Source organism: Acidovorax kalamii, assembly GCF_002245625.1.
Lineage (GTDB): Bacteria > Pseudomonadota > Gammaproteobacteria > Burkholderiales > Burkholderiaceae_C > Acidovorax > Acidovorax kalamii.
Window position 1 is genome coordinate 138,371 of record NZ_NOIG01000012.1, and the last position, 17,172, is coordinate 155,542.

A 17,172-nucleotide genomic window follows, 5' to 3' on the forward strand; every position below is an offset into this window, starting at 1 on the left:
TGCTCCATGAAATACCTCGTAGTGCTGGCGTTCATCGCCATTTTGGCCAGCCTCGCGTCGGCCTTGTTCTTCATGATGCGCAAAGGCCAGGGCAGCCAGGACGACAAGCGCAGAGGCAACCACATGGCCAAGGCACTGGCAGTGCGGGTGGGGCTGTCCATTGTGCTGTTTGTGTGCATTCTGATGGCCTGGCAGTTGGGCTACATCCAGCCCACCGGCCTGCCAGCAACCCGCTGACCTAGCCTGTCCCAGCGAGCGCCATCGCCCGCCACAGGGGCAAAGATCCAGCCTTTTTGCTGCCCTCCCCTCCAACAAAAAAAGCGCCGCGAGGCGCTTTTTTTGCGGGTGCCGCGGGGTGCTTACATCCAGTACACCAGCACGTACAGGCCGAGCCACACCACGTCCACAAAGTGCCAGTACCAGGCTGCACCTTCAAAGCCGAAGTGCTTGTCGGCGGTGAAGTGGCCCTTTTGCAGGCGCAGCGTGATCACCAGCAACATCAGCATGCCCAGGAACACGTGGAAGCCGTGGAAACCGGTCAGCATGAAGAAGGTGGAGCCGAACACACCCGAATTGAGCTTGAGGTTCAAGTCGGTGTACAGGTGGTAGTACTCGTAGCCTTGCACCAGCAAGAAGACAAAACCCAGCAGCACCGTGGCCCACATGAAAGCAATCGTCTTGCCGCGATGGTTTTCACGCAGTGCGTGGTGGGCAATGGTCAGCGTCACGCCCGAGGTCAGCAGCAGCGCGGTGTTGATGGTGGGCAGCCAGAAGGGGCCGACCGTCTGGAAGGGCTCGACGATGCCAGCTGGCGAGGCCGTCATACCGGCCGCCACGCTGGGCCACACCGCCTTGAAATCAGGCCAGAGCAGTGCGTTGTCGAGGCTGCCCAGTGCAGGCACCGAGTGTGCGCGCGCCCACCACAGAGCCGTGAAGAACGCGCCGAAGAACATCACTTCCGAGAAGATGAACCAGCTCATGCTCCAGCGGTACGAGAGGTCGATCTTGTGGCCGTACAGGCCCCCTTCGCTTTCGCGCACCGCGTCACCGAACCACTGGTACAGCGTGAACAGCCACCACACCAGGCCCAGGGCCAGGGAATACTTGCCCCAGTCATGGCCGTTGATCCACTGGCCTGCGCCGAGGATGACAAAGAACAGGCCTGCAGCCGCCATCACCGGGTGGCGCGACTCGGCAGGCACATAGTAGTACGGGGTTCCGCCGTGGGTTGATGCACTCATTTCAGCTCCTGAATCTCAGATCTTTGTTTTCAGTCTTGTTGTCGATACGGGTCCAACAACCCGCTCACACTACCCAATTCACCAAGGCCATCAGCCCCATCACCAGCAAAAAAACCGCGACCAGTCCCACCACAATGATGTGCAACGGGTTGAGTTTTTCGACATCCTGCTGGTACTCGCTGCCCTTGCGCAGGCCAACGAGCGACCAGGCCACCGCGCGCACCGTGCGCAGCAGCGAGCCCTTGCGCTCGAGCGGCTTCACGGCGGATGGATCGAGGGGCGCATTCATGAGCCCACCCCCGTCACCAACACGCTGGGGGTGGACAGGGCGCCACCCATCGCCGCAGTAGACTCTGGTGCGGCTGGCGTCTTGCCACCCACTTCGAAGAACGTGTAGGACAGCGTGATGGTGGTCACATCCTTGGACAGGCGCGGATCGATCACGAAGGCCACGGGCCATTCCTTCTTTTCACCGGGCTCCAGCACATACTGGTTGAAGCAGAAACACTCCAGCTTGTTGAAGTGGGCTGCCGCCTGGCGCGGGGCATAGCTCGGAATGGCCTGTGCGGCCATGCGGCGGTTCTGCACGTTCTGGAATTCGTACATCACTGTGGTCAGCTCGCCAGGGTGCACCTGCACCGAGCGCTGGGCGGGCTTGAAGTCCCAGGGGCCGCGCGCGTTGGCGTCGAACTCCACGGTGATGGTGCGGCTCTTGTCTACCTGCGTATTCGCTGGCAGCTTCGCGTCCTTGCCTGCCACGCCGTTGCCTGGCACCTGGCGCTCGGACAGCGACAGGATGTTGATGCCCGTCATCTCGCAGATGTGCTTGTAGATCGGGATCAGCACGTAGCCGAAGGCGAACATGCCAGCCGCAATCACGACCAGCTTGCCGACCATCTTGGCGTTTTCGCGGCGCAGGCTCATGGCAGGTGGGGCCTCAGCTCAACGGGAGAGGAAGAACACCTTGGCCATGAACCCGACGAAGAACACCACCGCAATGGACGCCAGGATCAGCGCCATCCGCAGGTTGCTCTTTTTCTGCTCGGGTGTCATGGGCATGGTCCTCAACCGATCACACGGGTGGCCGTAGCGTCCAGCTTGGGTGGGTTCTCAAAGGTGTGGAAAGGCGCAGGGGATGGGACTTCCCATTCCAGGCCCTCGGCACCATCCCAAGGCTTGGCAGCGGCCTTTTCACCCTTGCCACGCATGGCGGGCACGATGACGGCCAGGAAGAAGTACACCTGCATCAGACCGAAGCCGAATGCGCCCACGGAAGCAATCGCATTGAAATCAGCGAACTGCATGGGGTAGTCGGCATAGCGGCGGGGCATGCCAGCCAGGCCCAGGAAGTGCATGGGGAAGAACGTGATGTTGAAGGTGATTAGCGAACCCCAGAAGTGGATCTGGCCACGGGCTTCGGAGTACATCACGCCCGTCCACTTGGGCAGCCAGTAGTACACGCCAGCGAACATGGAGAACAGCGAACCAGCCACCAGCACGTAGTGGAAGTGGGCCACCACGTAGTACGTGTCTTGCAGTTGGATGTCGATAGGGGCCATGGCCAGAATCAGGCCGGTGAAACCACCCATGGTGAACACGAAGATGAAGCCCACGGCAAACAGCATGGGTGTCTCAAACGTCATGGAGCCACGCCACATGGTGGCGATCCAGTTGAAGATCTTCACGGCCGTGGGCACCGAGATCAGCATGGTGGCGTACATGAAGAACAGCTGGCCGGTCACGGGCATGCCGGTCGTGAACATGTGGTGGGCCCACACGATGAACGACAGGATGGCGATGGACGAGGTGGCGTACACCATGGAGGCGTAGCCGAACAGCTTCTTGCGGGCGAACGCAGGCACGATCTGGCTGATGATGCCGAAGGCCGGCAAGATCATGATGTACACCTCGGGGTGGCCGAAGAACCAGAAGATGTGCTGGTACATCACCGGGTCGCCGCCACCAGCGGGGTTGAAGAAGCTGGTGCCGAAGTGGCGATCCGTCAGCGTCATGGTGATCGCGCCAGCCAGCACGGGCATCACGGCAATCAGCAGGTAGGCAGTGATGAGCCAGGTCCAGGCGAACATGGGCATCTTCATCAGCGTCATGCCGGGGGCGCGCATGTTGAGGATGGTCACGATGATGTTGATCGAGCCCATGATGGACGAGGCACCCAGGATGTGCATCGCAAAGATGCCAGCGTCCATGGAGGGGCCCATCTGCAGCGTCAACGGCGCATACAGCGTCCAGCCGGCGGCGGGGGCGCCACCGGGCATGAAGAATGATGCCACGAGCATGATGGCCGCAGGAATCATCAGCCAGAAGCTGAAGTTGTTCATGCGGGCAAAGGCCATGTCGGATGCGCCGATCTGCAGCGGGATCATCCAGTTCGCAAAACCCACGAAGGCCGGCATGATGGCGCCGAACACCATGATCAGACCGTGCATGGTGGTGAGCTGGTTGAACAGCTCGGGGTTCACGATCTGCAGGCCGGGCTGGAACAGCTCGGCACGGATCATCAGCGCCAGAAAGCCGCCGATCATCAACATGCTGAACGAGAACAGCAGGTACAGAGTACCGATGTCCTTGTGGTTGGTGGCGAAAAACCAGCGGCGCCAGCCGGTGGGGCCATGGTGGCCATGGTGGCCATGGTCGTCGTGTGCGTGGTCGCCCGCGTGACCGTGGTTGTCGAGAACTGCGCTCATGTTGGATTCCTCAATACGTTGGGCGATGATTACTTGCCGCGCTGGGCCACGATTTCAGCAGGCTGCACCAGCTGCCCGGTCTTGTTGGACCAGGAGTTTTTCGTGTAGGTCACCACAGAGGCAATATCGGTATCGCTGAGCTGTGCCCAGGCAGGCATGGCCCCATTGGCAGCACCCTTGAGCAGGATCTGGATCTGCTTGGCGTGGTCGGTGTCCAGCACCACGGCTGAGGCGTCCAGGGCCTTGATGGGGCCAGCGCCCTTGCCGTTGGCCTGGTGGCAGGCGGCGCAATTCGCGGCATACACCTTCTCGCCACGCTTCATGATGTCGTCCATCGTCCAGACCTTGGTCGGGTCGTCCAGCTTGGCGGCGGCCTTCTTCTTCTGGTCGGCCACCCAGGCGGTGTAGTCTTCGGCAGACACGACCTTCACGTGGATGGGCATGTAGGCGTGTTCCTTGCCGCACAACTCGGCGCACTGGCCGTAGTAGTCACCGATCTTCTCGGCGCGGAACCAGGTGTCACGCACAAAGCCGGGGATCGCATCCTGCTTGATACCGAAGGCAGGCACCATGAAGGCGTGGATCACGTCGTTGGCCGTGGTGATGATGCGGATCTTCTTGCCCACAGGCACCACCATCGGGTTGTCCACCTTGAGCAGGTAGTCGGCGGGCGCGTCTGCCACCTTGCCGCTGTCAGACATCACGCGGTGGCTGCTGTCCAACGTGGAGATGAACGCCAGGCCTTCGCCTTCGCCGGTGATGTAGTCATAACCCCACTTCCACTGGTAGCCCGTGGTTTTGATGGTGAGGTCGGCGTTGGTGGTGTCCTTCTGCGCCACCAGCACCTTGGTGGCGGGCAGGGCCATCAGGATCACGATGATGAAGGGGATGATGGTCCAGACCACTTCGACGGTGACGGACTCATGGAAGTTGGCCGACTTGGCGCCCTTGGAGCGGCGGTGCTTCCAGATCGAGTAGAACATCACGGAGAACACTGCAACAAAGATCACCGTACAGATGATCAGCATCATCCAGTGCAGAAAATGCTGCTCTTCAGCAATTTTGGTCACTGGGGGATGCAGGTTCAGCTGGTTGACTGCAGGGCCACCAGGCAGGTCCTGGACGGCATGGGCTGCGGAGCCCACCCATGCACCGGCAATCAGCAGCAGAGAAGCCAGCTTGTTGGAAATGCTCTTCATAGTTCTCACTTACTTCTAAGCCTCAATTTAACCAATCCCTTGCACAAGCCTGCGTGGGGTCAGGCGGCGCGCAAGGCCATGCGGATCTCCGATGCCAGGGCCGGTCGAAGTTCGGGGCGCACGAAGCGCCCCACCTCAACGGATCGACCCTGTGCAGACAGCATGATGAGCGAGTGATCTCCGGTCTTGGGCTCTACACGAACCCGGCTCCGGTCAAACTCTGCGCGCTCCAGCCGGCCTGCCGTCTCCCGTTCCACCACAAGACGCGAGCCTTGCAGCGAAATCCTCTCGCCATCCGCCGCATGGCGACCGTACATGGCGAATGCAATTCCTACAGCCAAGATTTCGAGCCACGCAAAGGGCATCACCAGGTAGGCGCCGAGCATCCAGAAGCACGTTGCGATCCCCAGGGACACCAGGCACAAGGACAGATACATCCACCCCAACTGTGCCGGCGTGACCGAGCAATTCCGGGCCAAGCGCCAGTCAATGCGCTGACCCGACACCGTGGCAAAACGTAAAACCAAGCCCGTCACAGGTCGTGCCCACAAGGCTGCTGGCGCACCGTTTGTGGAGCCTCAGGCACCACAGGCGCAGCCCGCAAATTTGCGCGGGAAGATGCCCGAAATCTCAATAACCCTGAATTGTAGCGTGCCTTGTTCCAAGTCATTGACACGGAGTTACAGGTTAGTTTTCTTTGCCGCCCTTGCGCAACATCAAGCGCATGTCCTGCAGCGAAACCGTGCTGCTGGAGTCCATGCGCACCCTTGGTGCGGGCTTGAAAGCGTGGCCATAAATGATTTCAAAAGTCAGTGCCAACTGACCTCCCTGCTGCGGATCAGCAAGCCGCTCGGCCAGCACGGCATAGAGCTTGTCGCGCCAGCGCCGCCCGCGCAATGAGGGAAAGCGATCAGGGTGCAGATTGCAGCCCAGCTCACGCAGCTCCTGCACCAGCCGCTCGGGCGTGGCAAACGTGAGCGTGATGCGCTCCATGTCCATCACCGGCTCGGCAAACCCGGCGTGCACCAGCATGTCGCCCCAATCGTGCATGTCGGTAAACGCATGGCCCGCCGGAGGCCAGCCCAGGGCCGCATACACCCCGTGCAGCTCCCGCAAGGTGTCGGGCCCCAGGCACGAGAACATCAGGTAGCCATCCACCGCCAGCGCGCGGTGCCACTGCGCGATCAGGGCCTGTGGGTCTGCGGCCGTGTGCAGTGCCATGTTGGCCCAGAGCATCTGCACACTGGCATCGGCGGGCCGGCCCCACTGCGGGCTGGCGGCGCTCCAGCGCGAAAGGCTCCACCAGGGCTTGGCCAACGCCTGCCGCACCACCGGCTCGCAATGCGCGGCAGACTCAAACACCTGACAACGGGCCTCGGGATAGCGGGCACTCACCAGCGCATGGGCCTGCAGGCCGCCGCGCAAGGCATCCCAATGGCACCAGGACGCAGGCGCCTGGCGAATCCATTGCAGGCGGTCCTCCATGCGGCGGGCCACCTCTTCATGGAGCCACGGGGACAAGGCAGGTGCAGCGGCCTGCCAGCGGGCAGCAGCAATGGGATCGATGGTGGGGGGGCGCTCGGAGGACATGGCAGCTCACAGGGACGCGCGAGTATATTGATTCATGCTTTTTCAAGGACTGTCAGGGCTTTCACGCCACCTGCGGGGCTTGCGGGGTCTGGCCGACCGCGTTCCCAGTCAGTGTGCCGCTTGCCATGCCTGGCCGTCGCAGCGCATCTGCAACGCCTGCGTGGCCCGGTTCGCCCAACCCGCCAGCCGCTGCCAGCGCTGCGCATTGCGGGTGCCCACAGGGGTGGCCGTGTGCGGCACCTGCCTGCAGCACCCGCCAGCCTTTGATGCCTGCCTGGCCGCCGTGGACTATGCCTACCCCTGGTCTGCCGCGCTGGCGGACTTCAAGTTCCGGGCGGACCCCGGCTGGGCCCGCACGCTGGCCACCCTGCTGCGCAGCACACCCTGGGTGGAGCCCGCAGTCGATGCAGCAGATTGGGTGCTGCCCGTACCGCTGTCTACCGAACGCCTGCGCGAACGCGGTTTCAACCAGTCGGCCCTGCTGGCGCAGCACCTGGCGGGCGCCAAGGCCGATGTGCACAGCCTGCTGCGCCTGCATGCCACCGAGGCCCAAAGTGGCCTGCCACGCGCCCAGCGGCTGCGCAACCTGAAAGGTGCATTTGCCGTGGAACCCGCCCGCGCCGCCGCCCTACGGGGGCAGCGCGTGGTGCTGCTGGACGACGTGATGACCACGGGCGCCACCGTGTATGCCGCCACGCTGGCCCTGCGCGAGGCCGGGGTGGCGCATGTGGCGGTGGTGGTATTGGCACGCACCGCACTGGAATAGACAGGCTGCCGCACGCGCTGCGCATTGCCCCGGCGCCTGCCAGGCGGGATACTTTTGATTACGAGCGGTTGCTCAACTCACATCCGGGACGAAGACAATAGCGGGCATGTTCCACATCGTCCTCGTCGAGCCCGAAATCCCGCCCAACACCGGCAACATCATTCGCCTGGCGGCCAACACGGGTTGCACGCTGCACCTGATCGAGCCCCTGGGGTTCTCGATGGAGGACCGGCTGATGCGCCGCGCGGGGCTTGATTACCACGAATACACCCGGGTGCTGCGCCACAGCGGCTGGACGGCCTTTTTGCGCGACGCGCAACCCGACCCCACGCGCATGTTCGCCATGACCACACACGCCTCGCAGCCGGTGTTTTCCACCTGCTTCCTGCCGGGCGACTGGTTGGTGTTTGGTGCCGAAACCCGGGGGCTGCCCGCCGAATTGCGTGAGAGCTTCCCACCCGCCCAGCGCCTGCGCCTGCCCATGGTGGCAGGCCAGCGCAGCCTCAACCTGTCGAACGCCGTGGCGGTGACGGTGTTCGAGGCCTGGCGCCAGAACAGTTTCGCCATGCCCGACGGCCAGATCACCGTCGAGCCCGAGGGCACGATCATCAGTGGGTTCGCGCAGCTCAGCTGAGCGGGCCGCACTACCCAAGCTACCCGCGTTTCTCCGCCATCGCCAGCGGCACCTGTTCAGTCAAGAAGTCCAGAAACACCCGCGTGCGCGCTGGCAGCATGCGGCCCGAAGGCAGCGCTGCATAAATGGTGTAGCGTGAAAAAATCCAGTCTGGCAGGATATGCACCAGCTCACCCCGGGCCAGGTGCTCCTCGGCCAGCAAGCGCGAGGTGACAGCCACACCCGCCCCGTCCACGGCGGCGCGCATCAGCAGCTCGGTGCTCACCGACTGCAGCACGGCAGGCGCTTCCACCTCCTCGTCGGGCACATCGGCCCGCAGCGACTGCAGGCGCAGCTTGCGGCCCGGGCCCATCTGCGCACGCACGGGCGCGCTGGAGTCCCGCAGATAGTCGTGGTTCACCAGGTCCTGCGGCTCACGCGGAATGCCCCGGCGCTTCAGGTAGTCGGGCGACGCCACCACGATGGCCTCGCCCTGCACCAGCGAGCGCGCGACGATGTTGGCGTCAAAGTCCTCGCCCGCCACCATGATGGTCACATCGAACTCGTCCACGCGGCTGGAGGCATAGGCGTCCATGCTGATGTCCAGCATGAGCTTGGGGTGGCGGGCATGCCACAGCGCCACCATGGGCGCGAGGAAGTTGGTGGCCAGCACAGGCGCCGCCACGATGCGGATGGTGCCGCGCAGGTCGCGCGTGCTCGCGGCAGCCGCCGCCTCGGCGTCGTCGATCTCGTGCAGGATGGCGCGCACCCGCTGCAGGTACGACTCCCCCGCATCGGTGAGCGCCAGCTTGCGGGTGGTGCGCTGCAGCAGGCGCGTGCCCAGGTGCTGCTCCAGCTCGGCCACCATGCGGGTGACCACGGGAGGCGACATGTCCATGGCGCGGGCGGCGGCGGCAAAGCCGCCCTCTTCCACCACGCGCTCGAAAATTTTCATGGCTTGCAGGCGGTCCATGGTTCAAGCCTCCTGCCCAACAACACCAACACACAACGCTGGCATCCAGCCACTCCCCTCTCCCCTCGCGGGAGAGGGGCCGGGGGAGAGGGGGCCGCAGCCCGGGCACTGTGCCTGTGCGCCCCCTCTCCCCCACCCTCCCCCACAAGGGGAGAGGGAGTATGCGGAGCCTGCTACGCCGGAGCGCCAAAATTGCGCGCCAAAGACTCGGCCACGCACACCGGCTTGTCGCTGCCCTCGCGCTCCACGGTCACCAGCCAGGTCATCTGCATGCCATCGGGTGCCACGGGCTCTGCAGCCTGCAAGGTGAGGCGTGCGCGCAGGCGGCTGCCCACCGGCACCGGTGCCGTGAAGCGCACCTTGTTCAGCCCGTAGTTCACGCCCATGCGCGCCCCCTCGATGGTCAGGCCCGCCTCGAAGAATTGCGGAATCAGCGACAGCGTGAGAAACCCGTGCGCAATCGGCGCGCCAAACGGCCCGGCCTTGGCCCGCTCGGGGTCCACATGGATCCACTGGTGGTCGCCCGTGGCCTGGGCAAACAGGTTGACCTGTTCCTGCGTAATGGTGATCCAGTCGGTCACGGCGACCTCCTGGCCCACGCAGGCGCTGACTTCGGAATAAGAGCGGAAGATTTTCATCGTCGCAATGTAGCCCCGCGCCTAGGCGCGCCTTGTCTGCCGGGTGACAGGTGTTTTCCCGGGGGGCTGGTCGTACGTTCTGCTTCACGCTGTCCTTCAAGAATTGAGCCATGCACAGATGCCCTGCCATTGCTCCAGATCACGCGCCACGCGGCCCGGAGCCACATCAAACAGCGTGAGGCCGTGCGCCGCCAGGTGCACATAGTTCTGCGTGTCGCGCAGGTAGCCCAGCACGGGAAATCCGAGGCTGTCCACAAAGTGGTGCAACTGCTCGGCCGCCTTGGTGCGGGCATCCACGCGCATGCCCACGATGCCGATCTGCACGCCCTCGGCGCGGCGGTGCTCGGCCAGCTGGTCCAGAAAACTGCGCGTGGCAAAGATGTCGAACACGCTGGGCTGCAGCGGCACGATGATCTTGTCGGCCAGCTTGAGCACATCGTTCAGGCGCCAGCCGTGCAGCCCGGCGGGCGTGTCGAGCACCGCATGCGTCGTGCCCTTGGGCGGGCGGCTGATCACGTCCGAGCTGGTGTCCCAGCTGCCAATCGCGCGCGCGGCCGGAGGGCGCAGACCCAGCCAGAGCCGGGCGGATTCCTGCCGGTCGGTGTCGCCCAGGATCACGGGATGCCCCTGGCTGGCAAAGTAGCCCGCGATGTTGGTGGACAGCGTGGACTTGCCCACGCCGCCCTTCGGGTTGGCGACAACAACTACTGGCATGACAAGCTCCTTGGAATCTGCAGGTCCATGAAAAATACAAGCCAAATCAGCCCTCTGCGCCTGATGGGAAAGCGCTTCAAGCTATTAAATCAAGAGCATAAAGACATCGCCGCACGCTAGCAACACGCCCTCAGGCGTGCTGGCCACCGCGCTTGACGAAGAACAACCCCGCCCCCACCGCCATCAGCAAGCCGCCAAACACGCGGTTCTGCGCCCGCACGGCGCGGGCGCTGCGCATCAGGCGGCGCAGCGCGCTCGCCCCAAAAGCGTAGCCGTGCATCACCACCACGTCCACCGTCACCGTGGTGGCGGCCATCACCAGCAGCTGCGTCCACAACGGGCGCGTGTCGGTCATGAACTGGGGCAGCACAGCCACCATGAAGATGATGCCCTTGGGGTTGGTGGCGTTGGTCAGGAAGCCGGTGAGGCAGCGCTTTTGCCAGGTGCCAGCGGCCTCGTGCGCATCGCCCTGCGCGATGGGCGCATCGCCCGCGCGCCATTGGTTGAAACCCACGTAGATCAGATAGCAGGCACCCAGCACCTTGACCACGCTGAACGCCACCTCGGACGCCAGCAGCAGCGAGCCCACGCCCGCCCCGGCAATCAGCAGGATCAGCAACAGGCCCAGTTGCAGGCCCAGGATGGTGGCGCCCGTCTTGCGCACGCCAAACGACAGGCCATGGCTCATCGACAACACCGCGCCCGAACCCGGCGACACCGCTATCAGGCACGATGCCGCAAAAAAAGCCAGCCAAGTCTGCAAGTCCATGAGTCAACAAGCCCGTGTGCGAAGAAGGGCCCGCATCTTAACAACGCCACCACAGGTCAACCATGGTTTTTTGCATAAAAATGGCCTCTTCTGCGCGACCCTATTGCCTTACAAGCTATCAAAAGTGAAGCACAAGAATTCCATGCCTTGCGCACCCGCCCCAAGGGATCCTCTGCACGAATCGAGCGGCAAGTGGGCGCTGCGGATCGGGATGGGCTGCAAGGCGCAAAACGCAGCAATAGCCGTAGCTATTGCGAGTATTTGCAACGCCGCAGACCGCCCGAGACCGCAGATGCACACGGCGCGGTGATTTGTGCAGAGGATCCCAACCGCTGCGGCAATGCCAGAATCCTGACAACCCCACGCCCGCCCGCACCCTGCGGCGCCTGCCCCACGCCACCGCCTGCATTGCCCTCTGCCTATCTATGGAACACGCCCCCACCTGGCTCACCTACGGTTTCCTGTACCTCACCGCTGCCGTGCTGGCCGTGCCCATCGCCAAGGCGCTGGGCCTCGGCGCCATCATTGGCTACCTGGCGGCGGGCATCGCCATCGGGCCCTGGGGCCTGGGGCTGGTCAGCAACGTGCAGGACATCCTGCACTTTGCCGAGTTCGGCGTGGTGCTCATGCTGTTCCTGGTCGGGCTGGAGCTGCAACCCAGCCGCCTGTGGGCGCTGCGCCGCCCCATCTTCGGCACCGGCACGGCCCAGGTGCTGGGCTGCGCGGCCGTGCTGTTTGCGCTGGGCGCGCTGGCCGGCCTGCCCTGGCGCGTGAGCCTGGTGGGGGCCCTGGGCCTGGCGCTGTCGTCCACGGCGATTGCGCTGCAGGTGCTGGCCGAGCGCAACCTCATGCGCACCAGCAGCGGCCAGGCAGGTTTTTCGATCCTGCTGTTCCAGGACGTGGCCGCCATCCCCATCCTGGCCCTGCTGCCGGTGCTGGGCGCTGCCGCAGGCGACGGGGCGGGCCACGCGCCAGGTGAGATGGTGCTGGAGGTGCTCAAGATCGTCGGCGTGATCGCCGCCATCATCCTCGGCGGGCGCCTGCTGCTGCGCCCCGTGCTGCGCTGGATCGCCAAAAGCAACACCCCCGAAATCTTCACCGCCGCCGCGCTGCTGCTGGTGGTGGGCATTGCCTACCTGATGGTGCTGGTGGGCCTGTCGATGGCGCTGGGCGCCTTCCTCGCCGGCGTGCTGCTGGCCGACAGCGAATACCGCCGCGAGCTGGAGGCCGACATCGAGCCCTTCAAGGGCCTGCTGCTGGGGCTGTTCTTCATCGCCGTGGGCATGAGCATCGACTTCGGTGTGATCCTGCGCTCGCCCGGCCTCATGGCCGCCATCCTGGTCGGCTTCCTCGCGGCCAAGGCCGTGGTCATCTACGCCCTGGCCAAGGTGGTTGAAATCCCTTACCAGGAGCGCCCCGTCTTCACCCTGCTGCTGGCCCAGGGCGGCGAGTTTGCGTTTGTGGTGTTCCAGGCCGCTGCGGGCGCCAGCGTGTTCCCTGCCGAAACCGCCTCGCTGCTCATCGGCGCTGTGGCGCTGTCGATGCTCATCAGCCCGCTGCTGCTGGTGGTGCTGGACCGCGTGCTGCTGCGCCGCTACGCCCAGCTCAAAAACACAACGCCCCAGGCCGAAGAAATTTCCGAACCCCAAGAGGCGCCCATCATCATCGCGGGCTTCGGCCGCTACGGCCAGATCGTCTCGCGCGTGCTGCTGGCCCAGGGCATCCCCACCACCGTGCTGGACCACAGTGTGGACATGCTGGAGGTGGCCCGCACCTTCGGCTACCGCGTGTTCTACGGCGACGCCACACGGCTCGACCTGCTGCGCATCGCCGGGGCCGAACACGCGCGCATCCTGGTGGTGGCCGTGGACGATGCCGAGCAGTCCCTGCAAATCACCAAGCTGGCGCGCGAGCACTTCCCGCACCTGCAGATCGTGGCCCGCGCACGCGATGTGACGCACTGGAACAAGCTGCGCGACCTGGGCGTGACGCTGGTGCAGCGCGAACTGTTCGAGTCCAGCCTGCAAAGCGCCCACACGGTGCTGGAGCTGATGGGCCTGCCCCCCGCGCAAGCCACCGCCATCACCCAGCGCTTTCGCACCCACAACATCGCACTGGCCGACCGCATGTACCCGCACCACAAGGACCGCGCCAAATTCATCGCCGTCGCGCGAGAAGGCCGCAACCAGTTTGCGGAGCAGATGGCGCGGGAGCGGCAGGAGAGTGCGGCGCTGGGCGGGGAAAGTGGCGCGTATCCGGGGTATGGCGGCGTAGCAGACGGGGATGACGGCGATACGACCGCCAGCTCCCGGGAGCTTGAAAAGAAAGGCCTCTAACGGTTGCTTGCCAACCGCTGGTAGGTAGCTACGTAGTCAATAGCAAATCCGAGACCGGAGGGGTAACGCTCCAGGCTTCATGAGACGCCATGAACCGCGCGATGGAGCTGCGCGCAAACAGTTATCGCGTCACTTTGTTGGCACGACCAGTCACGCGCAAGTATCTAGGCAACGGCTCATGGCATCGCCCTGTGGCGATCCCGAAAAAAAACCACGCTGCCGTGCCACGCTTCAGTGCAGCTCCCACCATTGCTGAGCCTTGGCTCGGTCAAATGCCGGAAGAATCGCCTTTTTGATCGGAACACCTGCCAAAGCAGGAAACTTCGCGCGGAAGGCCGGCTCGTCGACATCTAACCTGTCGGTGATAGTGATATCGAATGTGCCGCCGGAAGCTCCGGCAACAGCTTGGTCGATCAAAGGAATCGACGGCCCGGCCTTGAATTCGTTGCCCTGGCGTTCTCGAACCGTCGCCGCAATGTGCCCCAGATAGAACACTCCGTTGCCGCTGACTTCCAGAGGGGAATGCATGGGCGCGAAGAACATGGCATTGATGGGGAAAGAACTCGCCAAACTCGTGAGTCCCCGAATTTCATATTGCCCGGGATCCAGTGCCAGCCTCAACAGGTAACTGTTTCCAGACTCGGCTGAGCCGGCTTCTTGCCTGGCTTTTTCGTCCATCGTGAAGTTCAGGCGGTCAGCCGCTTCTTTCGCCCCTGGTTTCTCGACATGAACCACCAGTAGCTTTGGCTGATGGGAGGTTCGGTAGGAATTTTTGATCGTGGCGGTGAGGAGAAAGATGGGTTTGCTTTTTTCGGTCAGTCGCTCTGTATCGTCCTGAAACGCCATATTTGTCCGGGTGGCGCATCCGCTGAGAACAAAAGCGAGCGTAAAAACTAAGAGCAACAGAAATCGATTTTTCATGGTTGGAGGTAGCGTCATGGAAAGATTCCCGCCACGGCCGCGCGCAGGGCTGGCAATGTAGCGGAGCGGCGAGCTTACGGTTTACGAACGCTGGAAATGCCCGGAAGACAGCATTTTTTTCTGAGCGGCGAACCAATGCCCCTCTCTTGGGTCATTTCCCAGCGACTACTCAACGCCCCGACGGATGGCCACCCGGGTGTCAATCCGTACAAAACGATCAAGGTATTCACGCGCGCCGTTGGCGTTGGTGCACGAGCAGCAATCCTCTGGATCCAGCAGGCGGTTATCCCAAACCCTTGTGGAAAGAGCAGCGCAAAACCCCGTTGCCAAACGCTGGACACCAGTCCAATGCATTCGGAAAAGACTGACATATCGCAGTCCGCACGTCGCGACTCAAAAGAACGATAATAATTCTCAATACAATTCAGCACTGCCAGCCAGCGTCCCGAAAAGCCACGCGAGCCAGCGCCTTCAGCGTTTGTCCGCCTTTCTCTCCATCGGGACCTCCATGTCTTCTCTGCCTTCGCGCGCGGCGCTTTCACCGCGTTCTTCGCACATCTGCCTTTGTTCCATCCCGTCCTGTTTCGCCACCTTTAGCCCCAGGGCCGGGTTGTTTGCCCTGACCCCGCTGGCCCTGTGCCTCGCCCAGGCCGCCATGGCACAGCAGCCCAGCACACCGGCAGCAGACGCGGGAACGGCCGCACCCCAGCTCCAAGAAGTCCGCATCAACGCCAGCACCGAAAAAGACATGGGCTTTGCGCCCGTGGAGGCGCAGACGGCCAGCAAGGCGCCCATGCGGCGGCTGGAAACCCCGCAGTCCGTCAGCGTGGTCACGCGCGAGCAGATGGAGTCGCGGCAGATCACCAATGTGCAGCAGGCGCTGCAGACCGTGGCGGGCGTGAGCCCGGTCAACTTTGGGCGCCGGGGGTTTGACGATCTGAACATCCGAGGCTTTCGCTCCACCGAGTCCATCCTGGTCGATGGCCTGGTGCAGAGCCCGGGCATGTGGGCCAAGCTGCAGCCCTATGGCTACGAGCGGTTTGAGGTGCTCAAGGGCTCGGCCTCGGTGCTCTATGGCCAGGTGCAGCCAGGCGGCATCGTCAATGCGGTGAGCAAGCGGCCCAAGAAGGAGGCGATCAACGAGGTGGGCGTGGAGGTGGGCAGTTTCGACCAGCGCACGCTGCAGGCCGACATCAACCGGCCGCTGTCCGAATCGGGCAAGACGGCGCTGCGCATCAATGCGCATGTTTCCAACGTGGACGACCCCACGCAGTTCGTTTACCGCAAGGACCGCTGGTTTGCGCCGTCGCTCTCCATCGACCTGGGCCCGCAGACCGACCTGGTGCTGTTTGCCACCTACAGCCAGAGCCAATGGATGCGCCAGCAGGGCATCACGCCCTACGGCACGCTGCTGCCCAACCGCAACGGCACGCTGCCCGTCACGATGTTCACGGGCGACCCAAGTTTTGGCGGGTATGACGTACAGAGCAAAACCGTGGGCTACACACTGGAGCACAAGATGTCGGAGGCCATGACCTTCCGCCAGAACGTGCGCTACGAGACCGAGAAGGGCACGGGCAACTTTGTCTCCAACCAGGCGCTGCAGGCCAACCAGCGCCTGCAGAACCGCCAGGCCTCGCGCCAGTACATGGACTACGACCTGCTGGCCACCGACACCTCGCTGCTGTCGCGCTTTGAAGCGCTGGGCGTGAAGCATCAGCTGGTGACGGGCCTCGATGCGCGCAGCGGCACCAGCCTGCTGGCCAGCCGCACCTGCCGCATTGGCGCGCTGGACCTGTTTGCACCCGTGTATGGCATGCAGGCCACCTGCCCCGAGGCGCTGACGCAGGATGCGCCCGCCAAGCTCACCGTGGCGGGCTTGTATGTGCAGGACCAGATCAAGTTTGGCCAGGGCTGGACGGCGTTGGTAGGCCTGCGCCGCGACTGGTCCACCACCGATACGAACAACCGCGTGGCCAACACGCAGACGCGCCAGAAGGACAACGCCACCACGCTGTCGGCCGGGCTGGTGTACGAGTTCAAGCCCGGCTGGGCCGCGTATGGCAGCTATGGCGAGTCGTTTCTGCCCCAGTCGGGCCTGACGTTTGGCGGATCGAACTTTGTGCCCGAAACCGGCAAGCAGTGGGAGGCGGGCGTGAAGTACGAAGCCCCCGGCGGCCAGGTCACCGGCGCGCTCGCCGTGTTTGACCTGGTGCGCGAGAACGTGACCACGGCCGACCCAGTGAACACGGGCTTCAGCGTGCAGACCGGCGAGCAGCGCGCACGCGGGCTGGAGCTGGAGCTTGGCGCGGACCTGAAGAACGGCTGGAAGCTGACCAGTGCCTACACCTACACGCAGACCAAGGTCACGCGTGACACCAACGCCGCCATCGTGGGCAAGCCACTCAACCTCACGCCGCGCCACACGCTCACGGCCTGGGCCACGTACAAGCTGCCGCAGTACCAGCGCGTGACGCTGGGCCTGGGCGGGCGGTATGTGAGCGAGCAGATTGGCTCCTACCCGTTCACCTTGCCTTCGTACTTTGTGGCCGATGCGTCCATCAGCTACGTGGGTGAGAACTACCGCGTGACCGCGGGCGTGAAGAACGTGTTCAACAAGGCGTATTACGACGGCGCGATCAACGCCAACGTGGTCTCGCCTTCTCTACCGCGCAACTTCAGCCTGGGCGTGACCTACTTCTTCTGA

The 17,172-nt window shown here is 63.7% G+C and carries 18 protein-coding genes; 5 read left to right on the forward strand and 13 right to left on the reverse strand.

Features of this window, described 5'->3' with window-relative positions; genetic code table 11:
* The first annotated feature begins 6 nt into the window (after window positions 1-6).
* The gene (locus CBY09_RS20135) at window positions 7-237 is read left to right on the forward strand and encodes a twin transmembrane helix small protein (RefSeq protein ID WP_094291350.1); all 231 of its coding nucleotides are present in this window, start codon (window positions 7-9) and stop codon (window positions 235-237) included.
* A gap of 122 nt (window positions 238-359) precedes the next feature.
* Here the strand turns inward: CBY09_RS20135 and CBY09_RS20140 are convergent, their stop codons facing one another.
* The 8 genes from CBY09_RS20140 to CBY09_RS20170 form a co-directional block, all read right to left on the reverse strand.
* Window positions 360-1,241 (reverse strand): cytochrome c oxidase subunit 3, encoded by an 882-nt coding sequence (locus tag CBY09_RS20140; RefSeq protein WP_094291351.1) that lies wholly within the window; start codon window positions 1,239-1,241, stop codon window positions 360-362.
* Between the two features lie 64 nt (window positions 1,242-1,305).
* Window positions 1,306-1,530 (reverse strand): DUF2970 domain-containing protein, encoded by a 225-nt coding sequence (locus CBY09_RS20145; RefSeq protein ID WP_094291352.1) that lies wholly within the window; start codon window positions 1,528-1,530, stop codon window positions 1,306-1,308.
* A complete protein-coding gene (locus CBY09_RS20150) occupies window positions 1,527-2,165 on the reverse strand; it encodes a cytochrome c oxidase assembly protein (RefSeq protein ID WP_094291353.1) in 639 nt (212 codons plus the stop codon). Before CBY09_RS20150 ends, CBY09_RS20145 begins: the two co-directional genes overlap by 4 nt.
* Before the next feature lie 18 nt (window positions 2,166-2,183).
* Window positions 2,184-2,294, reverse strand: coding sequence for a cytochrome oxidase small assembly protein (locus tag CBY09_RS24185; RefSeq protein ID WP_212742253.1), 111 nt, complete (start codon window positions 2,292-2,294; stop codon window positions 2,184-2,186).
* Between the two features lie 11 nt (window positions 2,295-2,305).
* Window positions 2,306-3,946 (reverse strand): cytochrome c oxidase subunit I, encoded by a 1,641-nt coding sequence (ctaD, locus tag CBY09_RS20155; protein ID WP_094291354.1) that lies wholly within the window; start codon window positions 3,944-3,946, stop codon window positions 2,306-2,308.
* A 29-nt stretch (window positions 3,947-3,975) separates the two neighbouring features.
* The gene (coxB, locus tag CBY09_RS20160) at window positions 3,976-5,145 is read right to left on the reverse strand and encodes a cytochrome c oxidase subunit II (protein WP_094291355.1); all 1,170 of its coding nucleotides are present in this window, start codon (window positions 5,143-5,145) and stop codon (window positions 3,976-3,978) included.
* Between the two features lie 59 nt (window positions 5,146-5,204).
* The gene (locus tag CBY09_RS20165; RefSeq protein ID WP_063458872.1) at window positions 5,205-5,681 is read right to left on the reverse strand and encodes a DUF2244 domain-containing protein; all 477 of its coding nucleotides are present in this window, start codon (window positions 5,679-5,681) and stop codon (window positions 5,205-5,207) included.
* A 151-nt stretch (window positions 5,682-5,832) separates the two neighbouring features.
* Window positions 5,833-6,735, reverse strand: coding sequence for a malonyl-ACP O-methyltransferase BioC (locus CBY09_RS20170; protein WP_094291356.1), 903 nt, complete (start codon window positions 6,733-6,735; stop codon window positions 5,833-5,835).
* Window positions 6,736-6,769: 34 nt separating this feature from the next.
* Between CBY09_RS20170 and CBY09_RS20175 the strand changes: the two genes are divergently transcribed.
* Window positions 6,770-7,501 (forward strand): ComF family protein, encoded by a 732-nt coding sequence (locus CBY09_RS20175; protein ID WP_094291357.1) that lies wholly within the window; start codon window positions 6,770-6,772, stop codon window positions 7,499-7,501.
* A gap of 106 nt (window positions 7,502-7,607) precedes the next feature.
* Window positions 7,608-8,135, forward strand: a complete 528-nt coding sequence (locus tag CBY09_RS20180; RefSeq protein WP_094291358.1) for a tRNA (cytidine(34)-2'-O)-methyltransferase — start codon at window positions 7,608-7,610, stop codon at window positions 8,133-8,135.
* 19 nt (window positions 8,136-8,154) lie between these two features.
* Here CBY09_RS20180 and CBY09_RS20185 read toward each other — a convergent pair whose 3' ends face one another.
* The 4 genes from CBY09_RS20185 to CBY09_RS20200 form a co-directional block, all read right to left on the reverse strand.
* Complete coding sequence (locus tag CBY09_RS20185) at window positions 8,155-9,087, reverse strand: LysR family transcriptional regulator (protein WP_094291359.1); 933 nt, start codon at window positions 9,085-9,087, stop codon at window positions 8,155-8,157.
* A 173-nt stretch (window positions 9,088-9,260) separates the two neighbouring features.
* Entirely contained in the window at window positions 9,261-9,725 is a 465-nt protein-coding gene (locus tag CBY09_RS20190) for a MaoC family dehydratase (protein WP_094291360.1), read from the reverse strand.
* A gap of 96 nt (window positions 9,726-9,821) precedes the next feature.
* The gene (locus tag CBY09_RS20195) at window positions 9,822-10,439 is read right to left on the reverse strand and encodes a ParA family protein (RefSeq protein ID WP_094291361.1); all 618 of its coding nucleotides are present in this window, start codon (window positions 10,437-10,439) and stop codon (window positions 9,822-9,824) included.
* Window positions 10,440-10,569: 130 nt separating this feature from the next.
* Window positions 10,570-11,208, reverse strand: coding sequence for a LysE family translocator (locus tag CBY09_RS20200; protein ID WP_094291362.1), 639 nt, complete (start codon window positions 11,206-11,208; stop codon window positions 10,570-10,572).
* 425 nt (window positions 11,209-11,633) lie between these two features.
* On the opposite strand from CBY09_RS20200, the gene kefC reads away from it, so the two are divergent.
* Window positions 11,634-13,544, forward strand: coding sequence for a glutathione-regulated potassium-efflux system protein KefC (kefC, locus tag CBY09_RS20210; RefSeq protein ID WP_094291363.1), 1,911 nt, complete (start codon window positions 11,634-11,636; stop codon window positions 13,542-13,544).
* Window positions 13,545-13,775: 231 nt separating this feature from the next.
* Here the strand turns inward: kefC and CBY09_RS20215 are convergent, their stop codons facing one another.
* The gene (locus tag CBY09_RS20215; RefSeq protein WP_133066315.1) at window positions 13,776-14,483 is read right to left on the reverse strand and encodes a YgdI/YgdR family lipoprotein; all 708 of its coding nucleotides are present in this window, start codon (window positions 14,481-14,483) and stop codon (window positions 13,776-13,778) included.
* A gap of 637 nt (window positions 14,484-15,120) precedes the next feature.
* Here CBY09_RS20215 and CBY09_RS20220 point away from each other — a divergent pair.
* Window positions 15,121-17,172: a TonB-dependent siderophore receptor gene (locus tag CBY09_RS20220; protein WP_240515803.1), complete on the forward strand. Its 2,052-nt coding sequence runs from the start codon at window positions 15,121-15,123 to the stop codon at window positions 17,170-17,172.